Raw genomic sequence first — 19,290 nt, 5'->3', positions numbered from 1 at the left:
CCGTCCATGAATCATGCGTCAATGCATTTTCGGGGAGTCAGAAAGAACGGATTTGCATCTTTTGACATTTAAGCTTACAGATGTACGCAATTAATCAAACCTGCGCATGGTGAACTCAGTCATCTTCCCGGCAAGCGGGGCGATGAAGGTCACGAGAGGAAAAGCAACGGCCCAGGCAACGAGAAAAGCCGGCCCCCACCGGTAATGGAATTCGCCGTCGATGCCCGTGTTGATGAAGGTGATCACCCCGGACATCAGCAGCGACATAATTCCGGACATGTAAAAGCCAAAGATCAGCTGGCGTAGACGTGAAAGTCTCATTTAGCTCATGACTTCTCCTGAACAATGCTCCAGGGTTCCCCGGAGCAGCATCTGAAAGGCGTGATATGTCGTACACTGATATCACTCAAAAATGAAATGATAGTGAGCTTGCAATCTTTTTTCGATAAGCTTTTTTACCAAGACAGGTGCGCCATGGATACTGCCAAAGACTGGACACCCGGCTTTTTCAAACCGTTTGTTCTCATTCTGGTACTGGTCCTTGGACTGGTTGGCTGCAGCTCGACCAAGATGGCTTATCGATACGCGGACTGGGGCATCGTGTGGTGGGTAGAAGACTACGTGACACTGACGGCCGACCAGAAACAGCAGCTCAACAGCGACATTGATCAATTGCGGCAATGGCATTGCAGTGCCGAATTGCCCCGCTACCAGGCCTGGCTGGATGAACTCGAGTCTGATGTTTCCAGCAACCCACCCGACAAGGCCACCGTCGACTACCATCAACAACAGCTTTTCAGTTTCTTCCCGAGTCTTCTGGAAAAGGCAACGCCTGTCGCGGTAAACCTTCTCTCAAGCCTGAGCGATGAACAGGTGCAGGAGTTGGCGAACAACATGGCGCAAAGTCAGCGGGAAATGGAAGACGAATTCCTGGCCGACTCCCCGGAGGCGACAGCCGAAGCACGCGCAGAGAGAACCGCGGAGCGGGTTGAGCGATGGCTGGGGGACCTGAACAGCGAGCAGCGCGACATCGTGCGGCAATGGTCAGCCAATCGGGGCGAGCAGACTGAGATCTGGCTGCAGGGTCGAAGGAACTGGCAACTGGCCTTGCTGGAACTGCTGGAAAACAGAAACGCGCCGACGTTCGAGGCGGAGCTGGAATACCTGATTCTGAATTCCGAAGAGGTGCGTGGTGAGGCCTATAAAGCCATGATGGCAGAAAGTCGGGCTGCCATGTCCTCCCTGATGCACGACCTGATTATGGCAGGTGACAGGGAAACACTGGCCCAGCTCCAGGATCGGACGGTGGAGCTGAACGATGACTTCGAGGCACTGACCTGTTCGCCGGCCTGATAAGCTCGGACGTAGTGAAGGCGGGGTCGGATGAAAGCGGTCATCCGACCCCAACGATTACTCAGACTGTCAGGTAGCCACCGTCGGCATTGATGCAGGCGCCCGTGGTGTAGCTGGAAGCATCGGAAACCAGATATAGCACCGTACCCGCCATCTCGCCCGGATCGGCCACCCGCTTCATGGGGATATGGGCCATCGCCTGCTTCTTAATGGCTTCGTTCGTAGTCAGGGCGCTGGCAAACTTGGTATCGGTCAGCCCTGGCAGCAGCGCATTCACGCGGATTTTCTGCTGACCCAGCTCCATGGCAAAGGACTTGGTCATGGAAATCACGGCGGCCTTGGTGACCGAGTAGATGCCCTGGTAGTGGCCCGGATTTACACCGTTCACGGACGCCACGTTCACAATCGAGCCGCCACCGGCTTTCTTCATCATCTGGGCGCCACGGGCGCACATGAAGAAATAGCCCCGGATATTCACATCCACGGTCTTGTTGAACGCTCCCAGGTCGGTGTCCTCTACCGGCCCGAAGTAAGGGTTGGCGGCAGCGTTGTTCACCAGAATGTCCAACTTGCCGTGGGTTTGCTCAATGTGCCCCCAGATACTTTCAATCTGGTCCATATCACCAATATGGCAGGCGTAGGCTTCGGCGCTACCACCGGCATCCCGGATACTGCTGGCAACGGCCTCGCAACCGTCAATCTTGCGGCTGCTTACGATCACGTGGGCGCCATACTCGGCCAGAGTCCGGGCAATACTCTCGCCAATGCCGCGGCTGGCACCGGTAATCAGGGCAACCTTGCCAGTCAGATCAAACAGATTCTTGCTGCTCATTCGTTCACCTCAATTCGCTATCGGAATGTCACCAGGGCGGGATCATCCGCTTCCAGGTGGCTGTAGTTATTAAAAACGGCCAGGCTGCGCCGGGGGCCTGAATAAAGGACCCGCGACACACTGGTGTTGGCGATCACCTCGTTCAGACCGAGTGCCCGGGCGTCATCAAGACCGAGCAGGTGCTGGGCGATCACGGAAATCGGCCCGCCGGAGGTCGCCACCAGCACATCGCCGCCATCGGCGTAGTCAATCATTTCCTCGAAGGCCGCCATAACGCGGGCCTTGAAGTCCGGCCAGCTTTCCTCGTACTCGTGGTCAAACTCGCCCGAGGCCCAGCGATGCACCGCGTGCACAAAGGCCTCCTGGAACGCTTTGGCCGGTTTGGGAAACGCCTTGAGGTCCCGCGCCATCACCGCGCGGTCACTCCACTCCGGGCGGTACCGGGCCACCACAGTGGTGTGATCAAACTCGTTGAAACCGGGAACCACCTGCATATCGGGCAGTTTGGATCCGTACCCGGTGGCGATGGCTTCAACGGTTTCCCGGTGACGTTCCAGATCGCCTCCGAAAACCGCTGCCGGTTCCACTTTGCCCGCCAGCCAGCGGCCAAGCACCCTACCCTGCTCCCAGCCCGTGGGAGACAGTTGATCGTAGTTTTCTTTCCCGAAACTGGCCTGGCCGTGACGAACCAGATAAATCGTCGCCATTACAGGGAGCTCTCCGCAATCAACCGCTGGCAGCGCTTCTCGAGATAATTAGCGGCATGGCCAAAGGCGGCGAAACGCTTGTCCTTGGTCTGGCCATGGTAAAAACGGTAATAGATCTGCTGGACGATCACTGCCAACCGGAACAGGCCGTAGATCTCATAGAAGTCGAAGTTGTCGACCTTTAAGCCGGACTGCTCCATGTAATAAGCCACCACTTCCTTGCGGGTAAGCATGCCCGGGCGATGGGTCGGCTGGCGGCGCAGCATCTGGAAAGGGCCTTCGTCGTCCGCCTCAATCCAGTAGGCCAAGCTGTTTCCAAGATCCATCAGCGGATCACCGATGGTGGCCATCTCCCAGTCCAGTACGCCAATGACCTCGAACGGGTTGTCCGGGTTCAGCACCACGTTGTCGAAGCGGAAATCGTTGTGGATCACCACCTGGGCAATGTCTTCTGGCATCTTGTCATTGAGCCAGCTCATTACCTGCTCAAAGTCACCCACATCGTCGGTGCGGGCCTTGCGGAAACGGTCACTCCAACCGCCAATCTGGCGCTGAACGTAGCCCTCGCCCTTGCCCAGCTTGTCCAGGCCTGCTGCCTTGGCATCCACACGGTGAAGATCCACCAGTTTGTCGATCACGTTCAGGCAAAGCTTGCAGGTATCGGCTTCACTGAGCTCGAAATCCTTGGGAAAGTCCTGGCGCAGGATAATGCCCTTCAACCGTTCCATCACGTAGAAATCGCAACCCAGCACGTCGTGATCATCGCAAATGGCAATGATGTTGGGTACGTAGGGATAAACCGGTTTGAGCGCCCGCATGACCTTCGCCTCACGCAGCATGTCGTGGGCAGACTTGGCAATCTTGCCAAACGGCGGCCGGCGCAAGACGTAGGACCGGTCGCCGTAATCCACCTGATAGGTCAGGTTTGAGGCGCCACCCGGGTATTGACGAATCTCTGGCTCGCCTTGCAGATCCGGGATCGCCTCTTTCATGAACCGGTCTACGGCGCCAGTGTCCAGCTCCTCGCCTTCCCGGATGTCCACGGCCTCGTCGATCTGGGTCATTCAGGACTCTCCTTTTGAATCTTCAGTTTAAAACAGTAAAAAAACCGCGCATTCAGGCCTTGCTGCCACCCATCTTGCTCATCCAGCGCTTGCTTTCCTGATGCATCAGCCAGTCGAAAGCCTTGGGCGCATGGCGTTTGAGCATCCACATGCGGCGCTCCTTGGCGTGGGGCAGTACCCAGAAGCTCTTGTTGTTGACCGACCGGAAAATATCCTCGGCCACGTCCTCGGCGGTTACCGTCGAGCGCTTCATCAGCTTGTTCACGTTCTGCTGAATTCCGGGGATATCTGAACGCATGCTGCTGGTCAGATTGGTCTGGAAAAACGCCGGGCATACACAGCTCACATGAATACCGGCATCCCGAAGCTCCTGGCTCAAGGTTTCAGACAGGGCAATCACCCCGGCCTTGGTCACATTGTAGCTATCCATCAACGGCGCCAGCATCAGCCCGGCCATGGAGGCCACATTCACAAATGCCCCGGAGCCCTGCTGCTTGAACTGCGGCGTGAACGCCTTACAGCCGCGAACCACACCCAGCACGTTGATATCGAGAATCCACTCCCAATCCGCCATGGTGGTATCTTCAATGGAACCGGCAGAGGCAACGCCAGCGTTGTTCACCACCACATCAACGCCACCCCATTTCTTCACAAGATCATCGCGGACCTTTTCGAAATCGGTCAGGCGTCGAACATCGCACTCGACGAAATAACCTTCGCCTCCGGCCGCATTAATCTCTTTCTCGACGCCAACACCCTGCTCCGGGTTAATGTCGCCGATGCAGACTTTGGCGCCTTCTTTGGCATAACGCAGTGCTATGGCGCGGCCAAGTCCGCTGGCGCCTCCGGTTATGAATACTCTCTGAGTCATCAATGCTTCCCCGCTGTTATCTTGCTAAAAACTGAAACCAACTCCGAAGTACGACGGATTTGGCGGAAGGGTGTTTCTGAAACTGTGCGGAGCCATGGATGGCGGAGCCCAAGCGTCACAGGGACGTGCCGCAAGGAGCGTGTTTCAGAAACACCCTTCCGCCGAATCCAGACTCCCGATTCAGATTCTCAATTTTTATATTTACGCAGCTCAAGACGGGCCACCATAGCCCGATGCACCTCATCCGGGCCATCCGCCAGGCGTAAAACACGGGCATAGGCAAACAGCTGTGTCAGCGGGAAATCGTCATCACTGACTCCGGCACCACCGTGAATCTGAATGGCCTGATCCACAATGGTTTGCAGCATGGATGGAATCACCGCCTTGATCATGGAGACCTCTTGAAGCGCCCCCATGATGCCCTTGGTATCCAGTGCCCAGGCGCATTTCAGCGTGAGCAGACGGGCCTGCTCAATGGCCATGCGGGCATTGGCAATGATATCCGGATTGCCGCCCAGCTTGGCGATCGGCCGCCCGAAGGCCTCACGAGTCGTTGCCCGCTTGATCAGAATCTCCAGCGTGCGCTCTGCCGCACCAATCGCCCGCATACAGTGGTGCACTCGGCCCGGCCCAAGACGGCCCTGGGCAATCTCGAATCCCCGACCCGGACCGGCAATGAATGCGCTCTTGGGCAAACGGACGTTGTCAAAAAGCACCTCGCCATGGCCATAGGGCTCATCATATTCACCGAATACCGGCAGCATACGCTCGATCTTGACGCCAGGCGTATCCAGCGGCACCAGCACCATGGAATGACGGCGATGCTTATGCGCATCCGGATCCGTCAGACCCATGAAGATGGCAACCTTACAGTCGGGATGCCCGATACCGGTGCTCCACCACTTGCGACCGTTCAGAACCACTTCGTCGCCTTCAACAACGGCCGTTGCCTCCATATTGGTGGCATCGGAAGAGGCAACCGCCGGCTCAGTCATACAGAAGGCGGAGCGGATCTCGCCGCTCAGCAGACGCGGTAACCACTCGGCTTTTTGCTCTTCAGAGCCATAGTGGATCAATACTTCCATATTGCCGGTGTCTGGCGCGTTGCAGTTGAAAATCTCCGGGGCAATGAAGCTGCGGCCGGTTTCCTCGGCAATCAGGGCGTAGTCGGAGTTCAACAAGCCACAGCCGTATTTTTCGTCCGGGAAAAACATGTTCCAGAGGCCCTGGGCTTTGGCTTTTTCCTTTAGCTCCCGGATGATCGGCAGCACAACCCAGCGGTTATCCAGTGAGGCAAGCTCCTTGTGGTACTGCTCTTCGATGGGAAAAATCTCATCCTTCATGAACTGCTTCACGCGGTTGAGATAATCCTGGCCTTTCTCGGAAATATTGAAATCCATCGCCGTCTCCTCGCTAACGGTTGCACGGTGGCGTGCACGGAATCATCACGTTGAGACCAGTCTAGGGATAACTTAACTATTACGCGACTGAATTATTCTTATCGTTTATTATTAACCAAACTTATTCAAATTCTCCAGAAACGGATCCCGCTCATGGCCCTCAACCGCCTGGACCTGAACCTGTTGCACGTGTTCGACACCATCTACCGGGAGGGAAGCCTGACTCGTGCAGCCAAGTCACTGCATCTCACTCAGCCGGCTGTCAGTCATTCCCTGTCGAGGCTAAGGGACCATTTTGACGACCCCCTGTTTACCCGTCAGGGCAACCAGATGGTGCCAACACCACTGGCCCGGCGGTTCCTTGAGTCCATGCGACCGGGGCTCACCCAGATCCAGGGCGCGGTAAACCAGTTTCATGCCTTTGATCCGGCCACCCAGCGTAAAACCTATTCGCTCGGGCTACGTGACATTCTGGAATCGACCTTCCTGCCCCGCCTGATGGCGCGCCTGGACGCCTATCCGGAACTGGAAATTGTCAGCCAGAGGATCGCGAGGCGCGACATGGAGACGCAACTGGCGGCCGGCAAACTGGATTTTGCCGTGGATGTGCTGTTGCCCGTGAGTAACCAGACGTCCCACGAACTCCTGAGGCGCGACCGTCTGGTGGTTCTGGCCCGGGAGGGGCACCCGCTGGCAACAGAGTCGCTGGATATGGAAGGGTACCTGTCCGCAAAACACGTGCTGGTATCCTCGCGGACCGAAGGACCCGGGATCGAGGACTTTGAACTATCGCGACTGGGGGTACAACGGAGTATCCGCTTGCGGTGTCAGCACTACTATGCCGCCTGCAGAGTGGTGGAAGAGACCGATCTGCTGCTGACCATGCCGGAAGCTTACGCCAGAATTATCGCCGAGCGGGCCAACATCCGGATTATGGATCCGCCGGCGGACCTGCCGTCTATCGACGTGCACCTGTATTGGCACAAGGCTTACGAGCGGGAGCCGGCGCTGATCTGGTTCCGGGAGCAGTTGAAGGCAATCAGTTGAGCCTCAGTAGGCGCCAACCACCATCAGGAAACCGAAGAATCCGATAGCCGTGATCCCCAGGGACGCCATTACGATGCCGAGGCCCCACCAGACGGCGGCACCATCGGATATCTCCACATCGTGGCCCCTCAGGGTTCGGTAGAAAGCCCAGGGGCCCAGGACAAATGCACCAACCACCGCGAATACCAGTCCGACGCTGATACCGGCAAAGGTCCAGGTGGCCAGAACCATGGCCCGGTCTTTGACCTGGTCGGTGACACCGTGGTGCTCAAGAAATTTCTTGCAGAAAAACCAGATCAGAGCGAACAGGATGATGACAAAAACCAGTCCGCCGACAAGGGTGATCATTCGGTATAGCAAGGTGTCGTTCCTGTCAGTTTAGAGGCCCGTCAGGCCGGAAACACGGGCTCCGGAAGGCACTCGAACCCCGGTTTGGCGAATAGATAGCCCTGGTAGAGATTGATCCCCTGGGAGCGCAACCAGAAGTATTCTTCCTTGGTTTCGACGCCCTCAGCAATGATCTGGCCGCCAAGCTGAGTCATCATGGTAATGATGCCTGCAACAACGGCCTGCTTGTTCGGCTGCCGATCAATATCACGGATCAATGCCATATCCAGCTTCAACAGATCGGGCGGGCTGGCCATCATGACATTGTACCGTGAGAAACCGGCCCCGAAATCATCAATGGCGGTGCTGAAACCCATCTCCTGATAAGCCTCGATAATCGACACGAGGTGGTCGACAGATGTGGAGGTCAGCTGTTCGTCCTCAGTAAGCTCGAAAATGATTTTCCGGGTATCAAAATTGTAGGTCTTGGCAGCCGCCAGGGTCGTGCGAATACAGTACTCGGCCCGGTACACCGCGTTGGGCATAAAATTAATGCTGAGCATCGGCTCCATGTTCAGCCTGGCGGCAAGCTTGACCGCCTTGACCCGACAAACCTGATCGAAGGCGTAGCGATTCTGCTCGGTTACCTTCGAGAGGACACTCATCGCCCCCTGACCCTCGGTGCCTCGCACCAGCGCCTCGTAGGCGTAAACAGATTTGTTGAGAACGTCAACAATGGGCTGGAACGCGAAGGTAAAGGAAAAATCCAACCCCTCTCCACATGCACATTGCTCGCAACGAGACTCGTCAAACAGTACGGCGGGTTGGTTCACTTCAACTCCTGAATTCACTTCTGGCGGTTTTGCTATGTTTATATGGCGTATTTTTCACCCAATATAGCCGCGATCCCCTCCCCGGTAAAACCACTTTCTGGTTAAAGCGTGTCAAACGGTGGCATCCCCTGCCTACATGACTAAACTGGGGTTTGTCGTTTATACGTGTCTGTCCACAAAAGGAGTTTCCCTAATGGCCCAAACTACCCGCATCGCTGTAACCCCGGGCGACGGCATAGGTCCTGAAGTGGTTGCCGAGGCTGTGCGCTGCCTCGAGACCCTGCGCGCCAAACACGGCCTGGACCTTGAGTGGACTCGATTCCCCTGGCCATCCCACGCCTGGCACGAGGAGCATGGCGAATCCATGCCCGCGGATGCCCTGGCGCAGTTACAGAAGTACGATGCCATCCTTCTGGGTGCCCTTGGCGATCCGGGCCCTATGGACGATCCGGACCGATACCTGCTTCCAGACAGCATCTCACTGGCGCCACTGCTGGACATGCGCAAAGGGTTCGACCAGTGGGTCTGCGAACGTCCGGCCCGGCTTCTGCCCGGTGCCCGCCAGTACCTGGCCGATGAGCGCGCCAAGGACATCGACATGCTGGTGATTCGGGAAAACTCCGAGGGTGAGTACGTCAGCCAGGGTGGACGTCTGCGCAAGGGCACGCCGGATGAAGTGGCCACCCAGATGGAGGTGTTCACACGCAAGGCAACCGACCGGATCATCCGCTATGGGTTTGAACAGGCCCGAAACCGCGCCGCAGACCGGGTTTCGGAGGGTCGCACACGGACATTCAGGACCCTGGATGGCAGAACCTGTGAAAGCCAGGTGTGCCTGGTCACCAAGCGCAATGCCTTGCGCTACTGGGGCGACATGTACACCGAAGCGTTCGAGGAGATAAGCAAGGACTACCCGGACGTGGCCACGCATCATGAGCTGGTGGACGCGGCCTGCATGAAGTTCGTGCAAAGCCCCTGGGCCTTTGACGTGGTCGTCGCGAGCAACCTCCAGGGGGACATTCTGACCGACCTAGCTGCGGTTCTGTCAGGTGGCATGGGCGTGGCACCCTCCTGCAACCTGAACCCGACGGATCCGGATATGCCGTCCATGTTCGAACCTACCCATGGCAGCGCGCCGGATATTGCCGGCCAGGGCCTGGCTGACCCCACCGCCATGCTCTTTACCGCCGCCCGCATGCTCGAGTGGCTGGGCCGCAAGGACCCTGCCATTGCCGCAGCAGGCAAGGAGCTGTTCGATGCAGTGGCTGCAGACCTTGCCGAAAACTCGGGCAGCCGACGAGGCACCCACGAGATCGGCTCTGCGATCTGCGAGCGGCTGTCCCGATAAATCAGGGTTACTGGTCGGCCATGACAAATTCGAGCCGGCCAGGCGCTACCCGCACATCTACCGGCATCATACCGAACATACGCTGGGCGAAGTCGGTTTCGTCCAGTCGGTACACCGGCATGGTCTCCAGCATCTGGGCAACCAACCGCATGACCGTATCGGTTACAGGCTTCAAATCCCCTTTGAAGAACGGAGAGTCAATACTGCTTTCAAGAAGCTGCAACCGCCGTATGAAGATGGCTTTCTCAGTGCTGTCGTAAACCGGCGCCCCTTCGACCTTCAAGGCAATGTCCACGGGCAGCTTCGCCATCAGCGCATTCAGCGCTACCTGACCTCTCACATCGATCACCGCCACATCGCGACCATCTGGTCCAAGGGTAATGTCGGCGTCGTCGAGACTCAGGCTCAATGGCGAACCACTACTCAGCTGGTTTCGGTCGAAGTCGCGAACCACATCCTGAAGGTGCCGTTCCAGCTCGCCTTCGGAGATGGAATAGGGCGACAGACTGGCGCAACCGCTGGCGAGCACCAGCAGCAGGGCCAGAAGCGCACGGAGGGCGTAAATCGGCGTTCTATTCATTTTCGGCCCGGGCCTCGACATGAGGCGTAAGAGTGTCGTCAAAAACCACGTGTATCAAGATGGGTCTGCAGCAGACCTGGCAATCCTCGACATACTCCTGTTCCGGTACCGACGGGTCGACGCTGACATCCAGCGTCTCCCAGCAGTACGGGCACTGAATCAGTACCGAATCCAGGGCGGACATGGCATCACCTCAGAACTGTTGCTTGGCCATCCAGGGGATGACGCGATCGAACGCCTCTTCCAGCTTCTCGCAGGTCGTGGAGAAACTGATCCGAACGGCGTTGGTGCATCCCTCGCCAAAGGCGTCACCGGGCACCATGCAGACGCCGGTTTCCTTCAGCATTCGCAAGGCCAGATCAGAGCCATCGACATGAGGCGGGAGATCTGGGAAGGCAAAGAAGGCACCGCCAGGCTTGTAACCGGTCATGTAGGGGGTCTGATCGACCAGCTCGACCACCTTGTCCCGGCGCTCACGGTAGATATCTACCATATCGCGAACGCACTGCTGGTCACCGGTCAGTGCTGCGACGCCGGCAAACTGGGACGGCGTGTTAGCCACGGAGGTGGTGAACATGTGGAAGCGACGCAGAGACTTGATGGCCGCCTGACTGGCAATCACCCAGCCAACCCGCAGACCCGCCATGCTGTAGGTTTTTGAAAAACTGCTGATGCACATGATGTTGTCCAGATCCATCGAGCAGTTCAGCACGCTGGCGAAGTCTTCGTCATCAAAGATCAGGTGGTCGTAGACTTCATCGGCATACACCTGAATTCCCCGATAGGCACATTCCTCCAGGATGGTCTCCACGGTGCTACGCGGGTAAACCGCTCCGGTCGGGTTGTTGGGGTTGTTCAGGATCAGCGCATAAGTCCTGGGCCCCATGGCCTTGATGACCTCATCCGGATCCAACTGGTGGTTATTCTCTGCCCGGGTCTGCACAAACTTTACTTCACCACCGTTCATGCGAATCAGGGGCGCATAGAGCAAAAACGACGGGTCCGTCACGATAAACTGCCGCCCGGGCGCAGAGGTGGCTGAAATAGCCAGGTACATGGCTTCTGTAGCGCCACTGGTGATCAGGATATTGTCCCGGGTCAGTTTCCGGTTGTAGCGCTTGCCGTAGTAGTCGCGCAGGGCAACCAGCAATTCAGGCAGGCCGGCATCCATGGTATAGCCGGTCTGCCCCGCGTTGAGCGCATCGATGTAGGCATCGATGACGTGCTTTGGGGTCGGCAGATCAGGCTGACCGATGGAAAGATGAATAACATCCTTCATGGTGGCCGCCATATTCACCATGCGACGGATACCCGGCACCGGGATCGCCTGCATGGCAGGGTTCCAACTGGCCTTGGTTTTCCGGTACTTCACTCTACGCGGTTTTTCCTGACCAGTTTCTTTGTTGGCGGCTTCTGCCATAAACACCTCCTGCAAACGGGGCAAATAAGATCTACCCCTGCAGGTTAGTCAGTATGGATGGCCTCTACAAGACAAAAAATCATATAGATGATGTACGTGAAAGTACCGCCATCAACGCTGTGAGTGGAAATTCCGGTGCCTCGCAAGTTGACCCGACAGAGCCTGCCGACCAGACTGTTATTACCCCTCGGGGCAACGACCAGTTCAACGAAGTCATTCATCAAAAAGGCGGAGGCTCAATGACTCAGCACAGCAAACCTGTTGTTACCGTTCTCACCGCGCCGGGAGAGCAGGAACCGCCGGGAATGGACGCAGTCAGGGCCCGCGCCGATGTGCGCTTTGCCTGTGACGAGCCAACCCTTCGCGACACCCTGCCGGGCACCGATATCATGATGGTGACGGACTTTCGCACGGAGGCCCTCGCGGCCGCCTGGCACACCGCAGACAAGCTCCAATGGATCCACGCCACCAGTGCCGGCGTCGATGCCCTGATGTTCCCGGATCTGATCAGGGGCGATGTAACCGTCACCAACGCGCGGGGCATTTTCGACCGTACCATTGCCGAATACGTGCTGTGCACCATCCTGATGTTCGCCAAGGATTTCCCGAATTCCATCCGGCTGCAAATGAAGCACCAGTGGAAACATCGGGACACAGAGCGGGCAGAGGGCAAGCAGGTTCTGGTTGTTGGCGCAGGTTCGATCGGCCGGCAGATCGGCCGCCTGGTCGGTGCCGCCGGTTTAAAAGCACACGGCATCGCCCGCAAGCCCAGGAAGGAGGACCCCGATTTTGTGGCGGTACACGGCAATGACGACCTTTACGAGCAGCTCGGGCATGCGGACTTTGTAGTGATTGCGGCGCCACTAACACCCCAGACCGAAGGCCTGTTTGACGAAAAAGCCTTCAAGGCCATGAAAAATTCTGCCCGTCTGATCAACATTGGACGTGGCCCGATCGTCAAAACCGATGACCTGATCACGGCCCTCGAAAATGGCGAAATTGCCGGCGCAGGACTCGATGTCTTCGAAGAGGAACCGCTGGCAGAAGATCATCCGCTCTGGGACATGGAGAATGTCACCATGACCGCCCATATGGCCGGCGACTTCATCGGCTGGAAACGTGCACTGACGGATCAGTTCCTGGAGAACTTCGACCGCTGGCACAAGGGTGACGAGCTGTTCAATTTGGTCGACAAGGAATTGGGTTACGCTGGCAGCAAATAACCGTGCCTGGCACTCATCCAAAAACAAAACGGGAGCCAAAAGGCTCCCGTTTTATATTCGAACCATCAAAACCAATCAGCTACCAGACAAGGACTGATCCGATGGATCAATCTCCATCTGCTGGATCGCAATCACCGCCTGAGTGCGGTTCCGCACCCCAAGCTTCCGGAACACCGCCGTGATATGGGCCTTGATGGTGGCTTCCGACACATCCAGATCATAGGCGATCTGTTTGTTCAGAAGCCCCTCGGCCAGCATACCCAGCACCCGGAACTGTTGAGGCGTCAGCGATGCCAGCTTCTCGGAAAAGTCTGTGGCATCTGAATGCATTCGCTCGATCTTGTCGGCCACTCCCTGCGGCAACCAGACGTCCCCTTCCAGAACCGCCTGAATCGCCTCGGTAATGGTTGGCAGTGGCGCCGACTTCGGTATGAAACCGGAAGCGCCGTAGTCAATCGAGCGACGCATTACCTGCAATTCCTCGGATCCTGACACAACCACCACCGGCAGCCCCGGGTACTGGCCTCGCATGAAGACGAGCCCCGAGAAGCCATGGGCACCCGGCATATTGAGATCCAGCAGAACCAGATCCGCATCCGGGTGCGACTCTACCGCCGCCTGCAGTGCCTTGATGCTGTCGACTTCCACCGTCTCGGCATCGGGCACCGCCTGACTGACCGCCTGCTTCAATGCTGCGCGAAACAGCGGGTGATCATCAGCGACGATAATTGTTTGTGCCATTCAACAGATTCCTTACAGGTACATGGCCTGGTAACACACAGGCGTTACTGGTTCGCACGACCGCTGATCAGGTCATCGACTACACCCGGATCTGCCAGCGTAGAGGTATCACCCAACTGGTCGTGTTCGTTAGCGGCAATCTTACGCAAAATACGCCGCATAATCTTGCCAGAACGCGTTTTAGGCAGTCCAGGTGCCCATTGGATCACATCTGGAGAGGCGATGGGGCCAATCTCCTTGCGCACCCACTGGACAAGCTCTTTCTTCAGCTCGTCAGAAGGTTCCTGTCCATGTACCAGGGTTACATAGACATAGATGCCCTGACCCTTGATGTCATGCGGATAGCCAACAACGGCAGCTTCTGCGACCTTCTCGTGGGAAACCAGGGCGCTTTCGACTTCAGCGGTACCCAGACGGTGACCTGACACGTTCAGAACATCGTCGACACGACCTGTGATCCAGTAGTAGCCGTCTTCATCGCGACGGGCGCCGTCACCGGTAAAGTACATGCCCTTGTAAGTGCTGAAATAGGTCTGAGCGAAACGCTCGTGATCCCCATAGATCGTCCGCATCTGGCCCGGCCAGCTGTCCAGGATGACGAGGTTACCCTCGGTCTTGCCCTCAAGGATGTTGCCGTCATTGTCTACCAGTGCCGGCTGAACACCGAAGAACGGTACCGTGGCTGAGCCGGGTTTCAGATCAATCGCGCCCGGCAGCGGGGAAATCAGGATGCCACCTGTTTCAGTCTGCCACCAGGTATCCACGATGGGGCACTTGCTGTTGCCGATAACCCGGTGGTACCACTCCCAGGCTTCGGGGTTGATCGGCTCGCCCACGGAGCCCAGCAGCTTCAGGCTTTCACGGGTAGTGCCGTTCATGCAGGACTCGCCTTCCGCCATCAGGGCGCGAATTGCGGTCGGAGCGGTGTACAGGATGTTGACCTTGTGCTTGTCGACAACCTGCCCCATACGAGAGCTGTCCGGATAGTTGGGCACACCCTCGAACAGAACGGTGATGGCACCGTTAGCCAGCGGGCCGTACAGGATATAGCTGTGACCTGTGACCCAGCCGAAATCGGCAGTACACCAGTACACGTCGCCTTCATGATAATCGAACACGTACTCGTGGGTCATGGAGGCATAGACCATGTAGCCACCGGTGGTATGCAGAACGCCCTTGGGCGCACCAGTGGAACCCGAGGTATACAGCATGAACAGCGGATCTTCGGCGTTCATCGGCTCTGGCTGGCAGTCGGCAGAGGCAGACTTCATCAGGTCTTCGTAACGCTCGTCGCGGGCCTCATTCCAGGGCACTTCGGAATTGCCGGTCCGGGTAACAACCACCACCTTCTCGACATTGGCGGCATCTTCATTCTTCAGGGCCGCGTCCACGTTCTTCTTCAGCGGAATCTTGCGGCCGCCACGAACGCCTTCGTCAGCGGTGACTACGAAGCGGGATTTGCCGTTCACAATCCGGGCACCAAGCGCTTCCGGAGAAAAACCGCCGAACACCACGGAGTGAATCGCGCCGATACGTGCGCAGGCCAGCATGGCGACGGCTGTCTCAACAATCATCGGCATGTAAATGGTGACAACATCACCCTTCTTCACGCCCAGACCTTTAAGGACGTTGGCGAACTTGCTGGTTTCCTCGTGCAGTTCGCGATAGGTCACGTTGCGTGAATCGGCGGGATCATCGCCTTCAAAGATGATGGCTGTCTGGTCGCCGCGCTTTTCCAAATGACGGTCCAGGCAGTTGGCTGAGGCATTCAACTGGCCATCTTCGAACCATTTGATGGACAGATTGTTGTAATCGTAGGTCGTGTTTTTCACCTTGGTGTAAGGCTTGATCCACTCAAGGCGCTTGCCGTGCTCACCCCAGAAGGTATCCGGGTCTTCGACTGACTGACGATACATTTCTTCATACTGTTCCCGGTTCAGAAGGGCCTGTTTGGCCACTTCCGGGCTTACCGGATATACCTGTTTACCAGTCATTGTGCTCCCCCTTTAGTCAGAGTCTGTTGTCATTGTCGGTTTTGGAATTCAGACGTTGAGGCCTCTCCGGCCCTTTAGACGGATAGTGGTAGTTCACCATGCTAGCCACTACACAATGAATTAGACTAACGTCCTAATCCGCCTGAACTTTTAGCCCAAAAAGGTCGGTAACCCGCAAGAAAACAACGGTAAATTGCGCCGAACGAGAAGCTTTTTAAAGGATAGTTGGATTGGAGCCGATGGCAAACCCGGGAAGGAAACGACCACGCATAAAAAAGCCCGGTCGTTGCGACCGGGCTCCTGGGTTCACGCTGCCTTTTTTCGGGCCTTGGCAGAGCGCAGGCTGTAAACCTTGCGCTCCTTGAGGGCGTATCGGTTCAGGCCTGCCAGGTGGATCTTGCGCAGATAGACCGACCAGTCAATCTGGCGGGCATCTACCGGGAACAGCACCTTGTCCAGCTCACCCATCCTCGATGCCAGGGCCAGCAGATCATCATTCCGGAAGATATAGTCTGGCGCGGTGTAGAAACCGAAAATGGTCGCCAGCGAGCGTGTCGTGTCCAGATTCCGGAGCACTTTCAACTCGCGATTCTGGCCCAGCATGCGCAGAACCTTCCCGGTAATGCTCAGTGGAATGCGCACCCCACCTACGACGGCATCGAAAAGTCTGCGATTGACTGCAATGAAGGGTTTGGTCGGCTGTCGGTAGAACAGCTGATCGTATTCGGCGAAGTTGGCTTTGGATTCCGCCATAAGGTGGTCAATAAACTGCCCAAGGGAAACCGGGTTGGAGCTGCCACTGCAACACTGGTAAATCCGGTGACGTGGCGAATCAGCAACGGCTTCAGCCGCCGCCAGGATGATGGCATTGGCCACCAGATCCACGGGAATAACATCGATGACCCCAGCGCGTTTGCCAGGGAAGAGCGTAACCTTCTCGCGGGCATACGCAAGGATAATGGCATCCGCCACCTTCACGCCTTCAATCCAGCCTGGCGCGGGTTCCTCGAGTGCACTTTCAATAATGGATGGGCGCACAATGGTCAGTGCCCGCCCGGACAGGGCCTTGAGCAGGAGTTGCTCACCGAGCCACTTGGTAAAGGTATAGGTATCACTCCAGCCATAATGGTTGGCTTCACGGATGCCAAGGTCCACCAGCTTCTTTTCCAGTGCCTTGCCGGAGTATCGGGAACGCACGTCCGCTATCTTGTCCTCCAGCAGCCGGACAAGTTCTTCGATCTCATAGTAACCTTCAGTGCTCCGGGGTATGGCCTCACCTGCCGGCTTGATCACGGTCTCCGTGATCTGTCCGGAATTCATGCCGTTTACATAGCAGGTGGAAACCTGCAGCACCGCCAGCGACTTGTTCTGTCGCGCAAGCTCGGCCACGTTGTCGAGGCAACGGGTATTGATGGCAAGCGCTTTATCGAGCTCTTCCCGGAAGTTCACACTGGCTGCGGAGTTGACAACCACATCGATGCCGCCAGCCAGCTTTCGGAAACGGTCAGCAGACAGACCAAACAAAGGCTCGGTCACTTCCCCGGTTACGCAATGCACACGATCTTCAATAAAAGTTTCGAAAGCCTCGTTGTCGTCCTGGCGAAGACGATCGAAGACTGACGACGTGGCGATCTCCTCAAAAAAACGATCCCGCGCATCGGGGTGACGTTTGTTTCCACGGATCAGCAAATGAATGCCGCCTATGTCCGGAACGGCGCGAATGAGCTTTTCCAGAACCACCTTGCCGAGAAAGCCCGTGGTGCCGGTAATCAGAACGTGCTTGCCCCGGAGCCGCTCAAGTACTTTTGATGACGCCTCGGGATTCAGCTGCTGTGTTGCCATGGGAGAACTCCTTCTCATTTCAATTCGTTGTCGCCGCATACCCGCCAACCAGAGGAAAGTTTGCGAATCAGATTCGACAGATGTGCTGCATATTGCGGGCCACGATTCAGATTTATGCTCAATCCTTGCACAACTTCGGTGACAGAGCGGTGACACACAGCAAACTTACGCTACAAAAAGTGTAAAAAAAATGACGGAAAAGAAGGTAGGTTTTTCTGCCTATCAGGAGCTGCTTTGGTCATTGCCGGAGAGAGATCGCAAGAGCTGATCCAGCGAGATATCTGCAGGCTGTTCCTTCAGTATGCGCACCAGACGATCCTGCTCACCAAAGCTGATGCGATCGTAAAACGGCTCGCGGAGGACGGATTGGGGCGGCTCGGCAGGCTCCGCTTTATGTTCGAGGGGTGAAATCTGGTCCGCCAGCTCGCGAAGATGAATGGCCAGATGATTCTTTCGCTCGGGGCTGAGACTCTCCCACTGGAACGACCCGAGACCGGTTTGCACAATCTCGACGGCATCACTGTCCAGCGTGCTCCCCAGCAGTGCAAAAAGACGGGTAAATGCTTCATAACGCAGCATAGGATCGATCGGCCCCGCATTAAAAACAGACTCAATCTCACCCACGGCCTGCAGGCACCGATCTTTCAGGGTATCAGCCTCACTTTCGGTTTCGGGCTCCGGCTTGGTCACTGTTTTGAGCGGGCTCTCGGATCCTCGTTTGGACACCTTGTGCCAGTAGGCTGCAATACCAGCCTTTCGTCTCGGCAACTGGGACAGCCGCACATCAAGCATATCCGCGAGGGTATGAAACTGGCGGCAGGAAGGGTCTGAAACAGGCAGAAGCGCGACCGGCTTCTGGTTGAGAACCGACTGCCGAAGGGTCTCGTCCCGCCAGATACCACCCATATAGTGGAGCGAGATTCCCAGGTGGCGCTGGGCAGCGGCGTCCAGGCGCTGGAACACGGACCGTGCCTGACTGGCGCCCTGGGCCATATTCACCAGAATGCTCGGAATCCGGTTATAGCCCCTGCGCCGGAGAACCTTGATCAGCGAAAAGGCGTCGGTAAGGGACGCGGGGTCCGGGGTCACCACCATGCAGGCCAGCTCTGTCGCGGCAATCATATGCAGACCGGCAGCCTGAAGCCCGGCAGCCGTGTCGGTAATGACGTAATCGTAGCGGTTTTCCAGGTTATACAGTGCCCGGAGTATGCGAAGGCTCTCCGTTGGCCCCATATCCATGCATTCCTGCACGCCGGAGGCCCCCGGAACAATATGCAGGCCGTAGTCGGTCTCCAGGATGATGTCCTCAAGACGACACTCTCCGGCCATCACATTGGCAAGGGTTTTTCTCGGATAAAGGCCAACCATAATGCTGACGTTGGCCAGATCGGTGTCGCCATCCAGCAACAGAACGCGGTTATCCTGCCTTGCGAGGGTGAGCGCAAGATTCAGGGCGACCGAGGTCTTGCCCACCCCACCCTTGCCACCCGTTATGGCGATGGTGCGAGGTTGGTTCGGATTGTGCTTGACAGGTTCTCTGGCGTTCATCACCGGCAATCTAGGTCCCTGATTTTTCGGTTTTCTGTATTTTAACCTGTAAAAATTCTACACATATCACGAATCAGATAATATATTGCTTGAAAAAAGAGCAATAAGTATTTAACAACGACGGATTATTGTCTAAGCTCTTTTCCGACAATAAGAATGA

Annotated in this window: 19 protein-coding genes; 4 read left to right on the top strand and 15 right to left on the bottom strand. The window is 56.8% G+C overall.

Annotation, left to right across the window (positions count from 1 at the left end; genetic code table 11):
- Positions 1 to 90: 90 nt before the first annotated feature.
- Complete coding sequence (locus tag AC5JQH_RS15785; RefSeq protein ID WP_338355210.1) at positions 91 to 321, bottom strand: DUF2798 domain-containing protein; 231 nt, start codon at positions 319 to 321, stop codon at positions 91 to 93.
- 153 nt (positions 322 to 474) lie between these two features.
- Here AC5JQH_RS15785 and AC5JQH_RS15780 point away from each other — a divergent pair, with 153 nt between their 5' ends.
- Positions 475 to 1,353 (top strand): DUF6279 family lipoprotein, encoded by an 879-nt coding sequence (locus AC5JQH_RS15780; protein ID WP_092030252.1) that lies wholly within the window; start codon positions 475 to 477, stop codon positions 1,351 to 1,353.
- 61 nt (positions 1,354 to 1,414) lie between these two features.
- On the opposite strand, the gene AC5JQH_RS15775 is transcribed toward AC5JQH_RS15780, so the two are convergent.
- The 5 genes from AC5JQH_RS15775 to AC5JQH_RS15755 all read right to left on the bottom strand — a co-directional run bounded on the left by AC5JQH_RS15775 (position 1,415) and on the right by AC5JQH_RS15755 (position 6,227).
- Positions 1,415 to 2,185, bottom strand: coding sequence for an SDR family oxidoreductase (locus AC5JQH_RS15775; RefSeq protein WP_092030253.1), 771 nt, complete (start codon positions 2,183 to 2,185; stop codon positions 1,415 to 1,417).
- 17 nt (positions 2,186 to 2,202) lie between these two features.
- Positions 2,203 to 2,892, bottom strand: coding sequence for a histidine phosphatase family protein (locus tag AC5JQH_RS15770; RefSeq protein ID WP_405418832.1), 690 nt, complete (start codon positions 2,890 to 2,892; stop codon positions 2,203 to 2,205).
- The gene (locus AC5JQH_RS15765) at positions 2,892 to 3,956 is read right to left on the bottom strand and encodes a phosphotransferase family protein (protein WP_493805745.1); all 1,065 of its coding nucleotides are present in this window, start codon (positions 3,954 to 3,956) and stop codon (positions 2,892 to 2,894) included. The genes AC5JQH_RS15770 and AC5JQH_RS15765 overlap by 1 nt, the downstream gene beginning before the upstream one ends.
- 52 nt (positions 3,957 to 4,008) lie before the next feature.
- Entirely contained in the window at positions 4,009 to 4,827 is an 819-nt protein-coding gene (locus tag AC5JQH_RS15760; protein ID WP_008176103.1) for an SDR family oxidoreductase, read from the bottom strand.
- A 188-nt stretch (positions 4,828 to 5,015) separates the two neighbouring features.
- Positions 5,016 to 6,227 carry an acyl-CoA dehydrogenase family protein gene (locus AC5JQH_RS15755; RefSeq protein WP_053114652.1) on the bottom strand — a complete coding sequence of 404 codons (1,212 nt, stop codon included), beginning with the start codon at positions 6,225 to 6,227 and terminating at the stop codon, positions 5,016 to 5,018.
- Between the two features lie 153 nt (positions 6,228 to 6,380).
- Between AC5JQH_RS15755 and AC5JQH_RS15750 the strand changes: the two genes are divergently transcribed.
- Positions 6,381 to 7,274, top strand: coding sequence for a LysR family transcriptional regulator (locus AC5JQH_RS15750; protein WP_104270190.1), 894 nt, complete (start codon positions 6,381 to 6,383; stop codon positions 7,272 to 7,274).
- A 3-nt stretch (positions 7,275 to 7,277) separates the two neighbouring features.
- On the opposite strand, the gene AC5JQH_RS15745 is transcribed toward AC5JQH_RS15750, so the two are convergent.
- Together AC5JQH_RS15745 and AC5JQH_RS15740 are read right to left on the bottom strand one after the other, a co-directional pair.
- The gene (locus AC5JQH_RS15745; protein ID WP_254775357.1) at positions 7,278 to 7,634 is read right to left on the bottom strand and encodes a hypothetical protein; all 357 of its coding nucleotides are present in this window, start codon (positions 7,632 to 7,634) and stop codon (positions 7,278 to 7,280) included.
- A 29-nt stretch (positions 7,635 to 7,663) separates the two neighbouring features.
- Positions 7,664 to 8,434, bottom strand: coding sequence for an EAL domain-containing protein (locus tag AC5JQH_RS15740; protein ID WP_175497333.1), 771 nt, complete (start codon positions 8,432 to 8,434; stop codon positions 7,664 to 7,666).
- A 193-nt stretch (positions 8,435 to 8,627) separates the two neighbouring features.
- On the opposite strand from AC5JQH_RS15740, the gene AC5JQH_RS15735 reads away from it, so the two are divergent.
- Entirely contained in the window at positions 8,628 to 9,782 is a 1,155-nt protein-coding gene (locus tag AC5JQH_RS15735; RefSeq protein ID WP_053114650.1) for an isocitrate/isopropylmalate dehydrogenase family protein, read from the top strand.
- A 7-nt stretch (positions 9,783 to 9,789) separates the two neighbouring features.
- Here AC5JQH_RS15735 and AC5JQH_RS15730 read toward each other — a convergent pair whose 3' ends face one another.
- Genes AC5JQH_RS15730 through AC5JQH_RS15720 form a run of 3 tightly spaced genes read right to left on the bottom strand, consistent with a single transcriptional unit; the run spans position 9,790 to position 11,782 of the window.
- Positions 9,790 to 10,362 (bottom strand): YceB family lipoprotein, encoded by a 573-nt coding sequence (locus tag AC5JQH_RS15730; protein ID WP_008176117.1) that lies wholly within the window; start codon positions 10,360 to 10,362, stop codon positions 9,790 to 9,792.
- Positions 10,355 to 10,546, bottom strand: a complete 192-nt coding sequence (locus tag AC5JQH_RS15725; RefSeq protein WP_008176119.1) for a CPXCG motif-containing cysteine-rich protein — start codon at positions 10,544 to 10,546, stop codon at positions 10,355 to 10,357. The genes AC5JQH_RS15730 and AC5JQH_RS15725 overlap by 8 nt, the downstream gene beginning before the upstream one ends.
- A gap of 9 nt (positions 10,547 to 10,555) precedes the next feature.
- Positions 10,556 to 11,782: a pyridoxal phosphate-dependent aminotransferase gene (locus tag AC5JQH_RS15720; RefSeq protein ID WP_008176120.1), complete on the bottom strand. Its 1,227-nt coding sequence runs from the start codon at positions 11,780 to 11,782 to the stop codon at positions 10,556 to 10,558.
- Between the two features lie 239 nt (positions 11,783 to 12,021).
- Here AC5JQH_RS15720 and AC5JQH_RS15715 point away from each other — a divergent pair, with 239 nt between their 5' ends.
- Positions 12,022 to 13,005, top strand: coding sequence for a D-2-hydroxyacid dehydrogenase (locus tag AC5JQH_RS15715; RefSeq protein WP_169702130.1), 984 nt, complete (start codon positions 12,022 to 12,024; stop codon positions 13,003 to 13,005).
- Positions 13,006 to 13,080: 75 nt separating this feature from the next.
- On the opposite strand, the gene AC5JQH_RS15710 is transcribed toward AC5JQH_RS15715, so the two are convergent.
- The 4 genes from AC5JQH_RS15710 to AC5JQH_RS15695 form a co-directional block, all read right to left on the bottom strand.
- Complete coding sequence (locus AC5JQH_RS15710) at positions 13,081 to 13,746, bottom strand: response regulator transcription factor (protein ID WP_008176124.1); 666 nt, start codon at positions 13,744 to 13,746, stop codon at positions 13,081 to 13,083.
- A gap of 44 nt (positions 13,747 to 13,790) precedes the next feature.
- Positions 13,791 to 15,740 carry an acetate--CoA ligase gene (gene acs / locus AC5JQH_RS15705; protein WP_014576305.1) on the bottom strand — a complete coding sequence of 650 codons (1,950 nt, stop codon included), beginning with the start codon at positions 15,738 to 15,740 and terminating at the stop codon, positions 13,791 to 13,793.
- Between the two features lie 306 nt (positions 15,741 to 16,046).
- Entirely contained in the window at positions 16,047 to 17,582 is a 1,536-nt protein-coding gene (locus AC5JQH_RS15700) for a fatty acyl-CoA reductase (protein ID WP_092030262.1), read from the bottom strand.
- A gap of 222 nt (positions 17,583 to 17,804) precedes the next feature.
- A complete protein-coding gene (locus AC5JQH_RS15695; RefSeq protein ID WP_273156706.1) occupies positions 17,805 to 19,130 on the bottom strand; it encodes a MinD/ParA family ATP-binding protein in 1,326 nt (441 codons plus the stop codon).
- Between the last annotated feature and the right edge of the window lie 160 nt (positions 19,131 to 19,290).

The sequence above is a fragment of the Marinobacter sp. H13 genome, assembly GCF_059072335.1.
The sequence above is the reverse complement of the archived record's forward strand: the minus strand, read 5'-3'. Positions and strand labels throughout refer to the sequence as shown.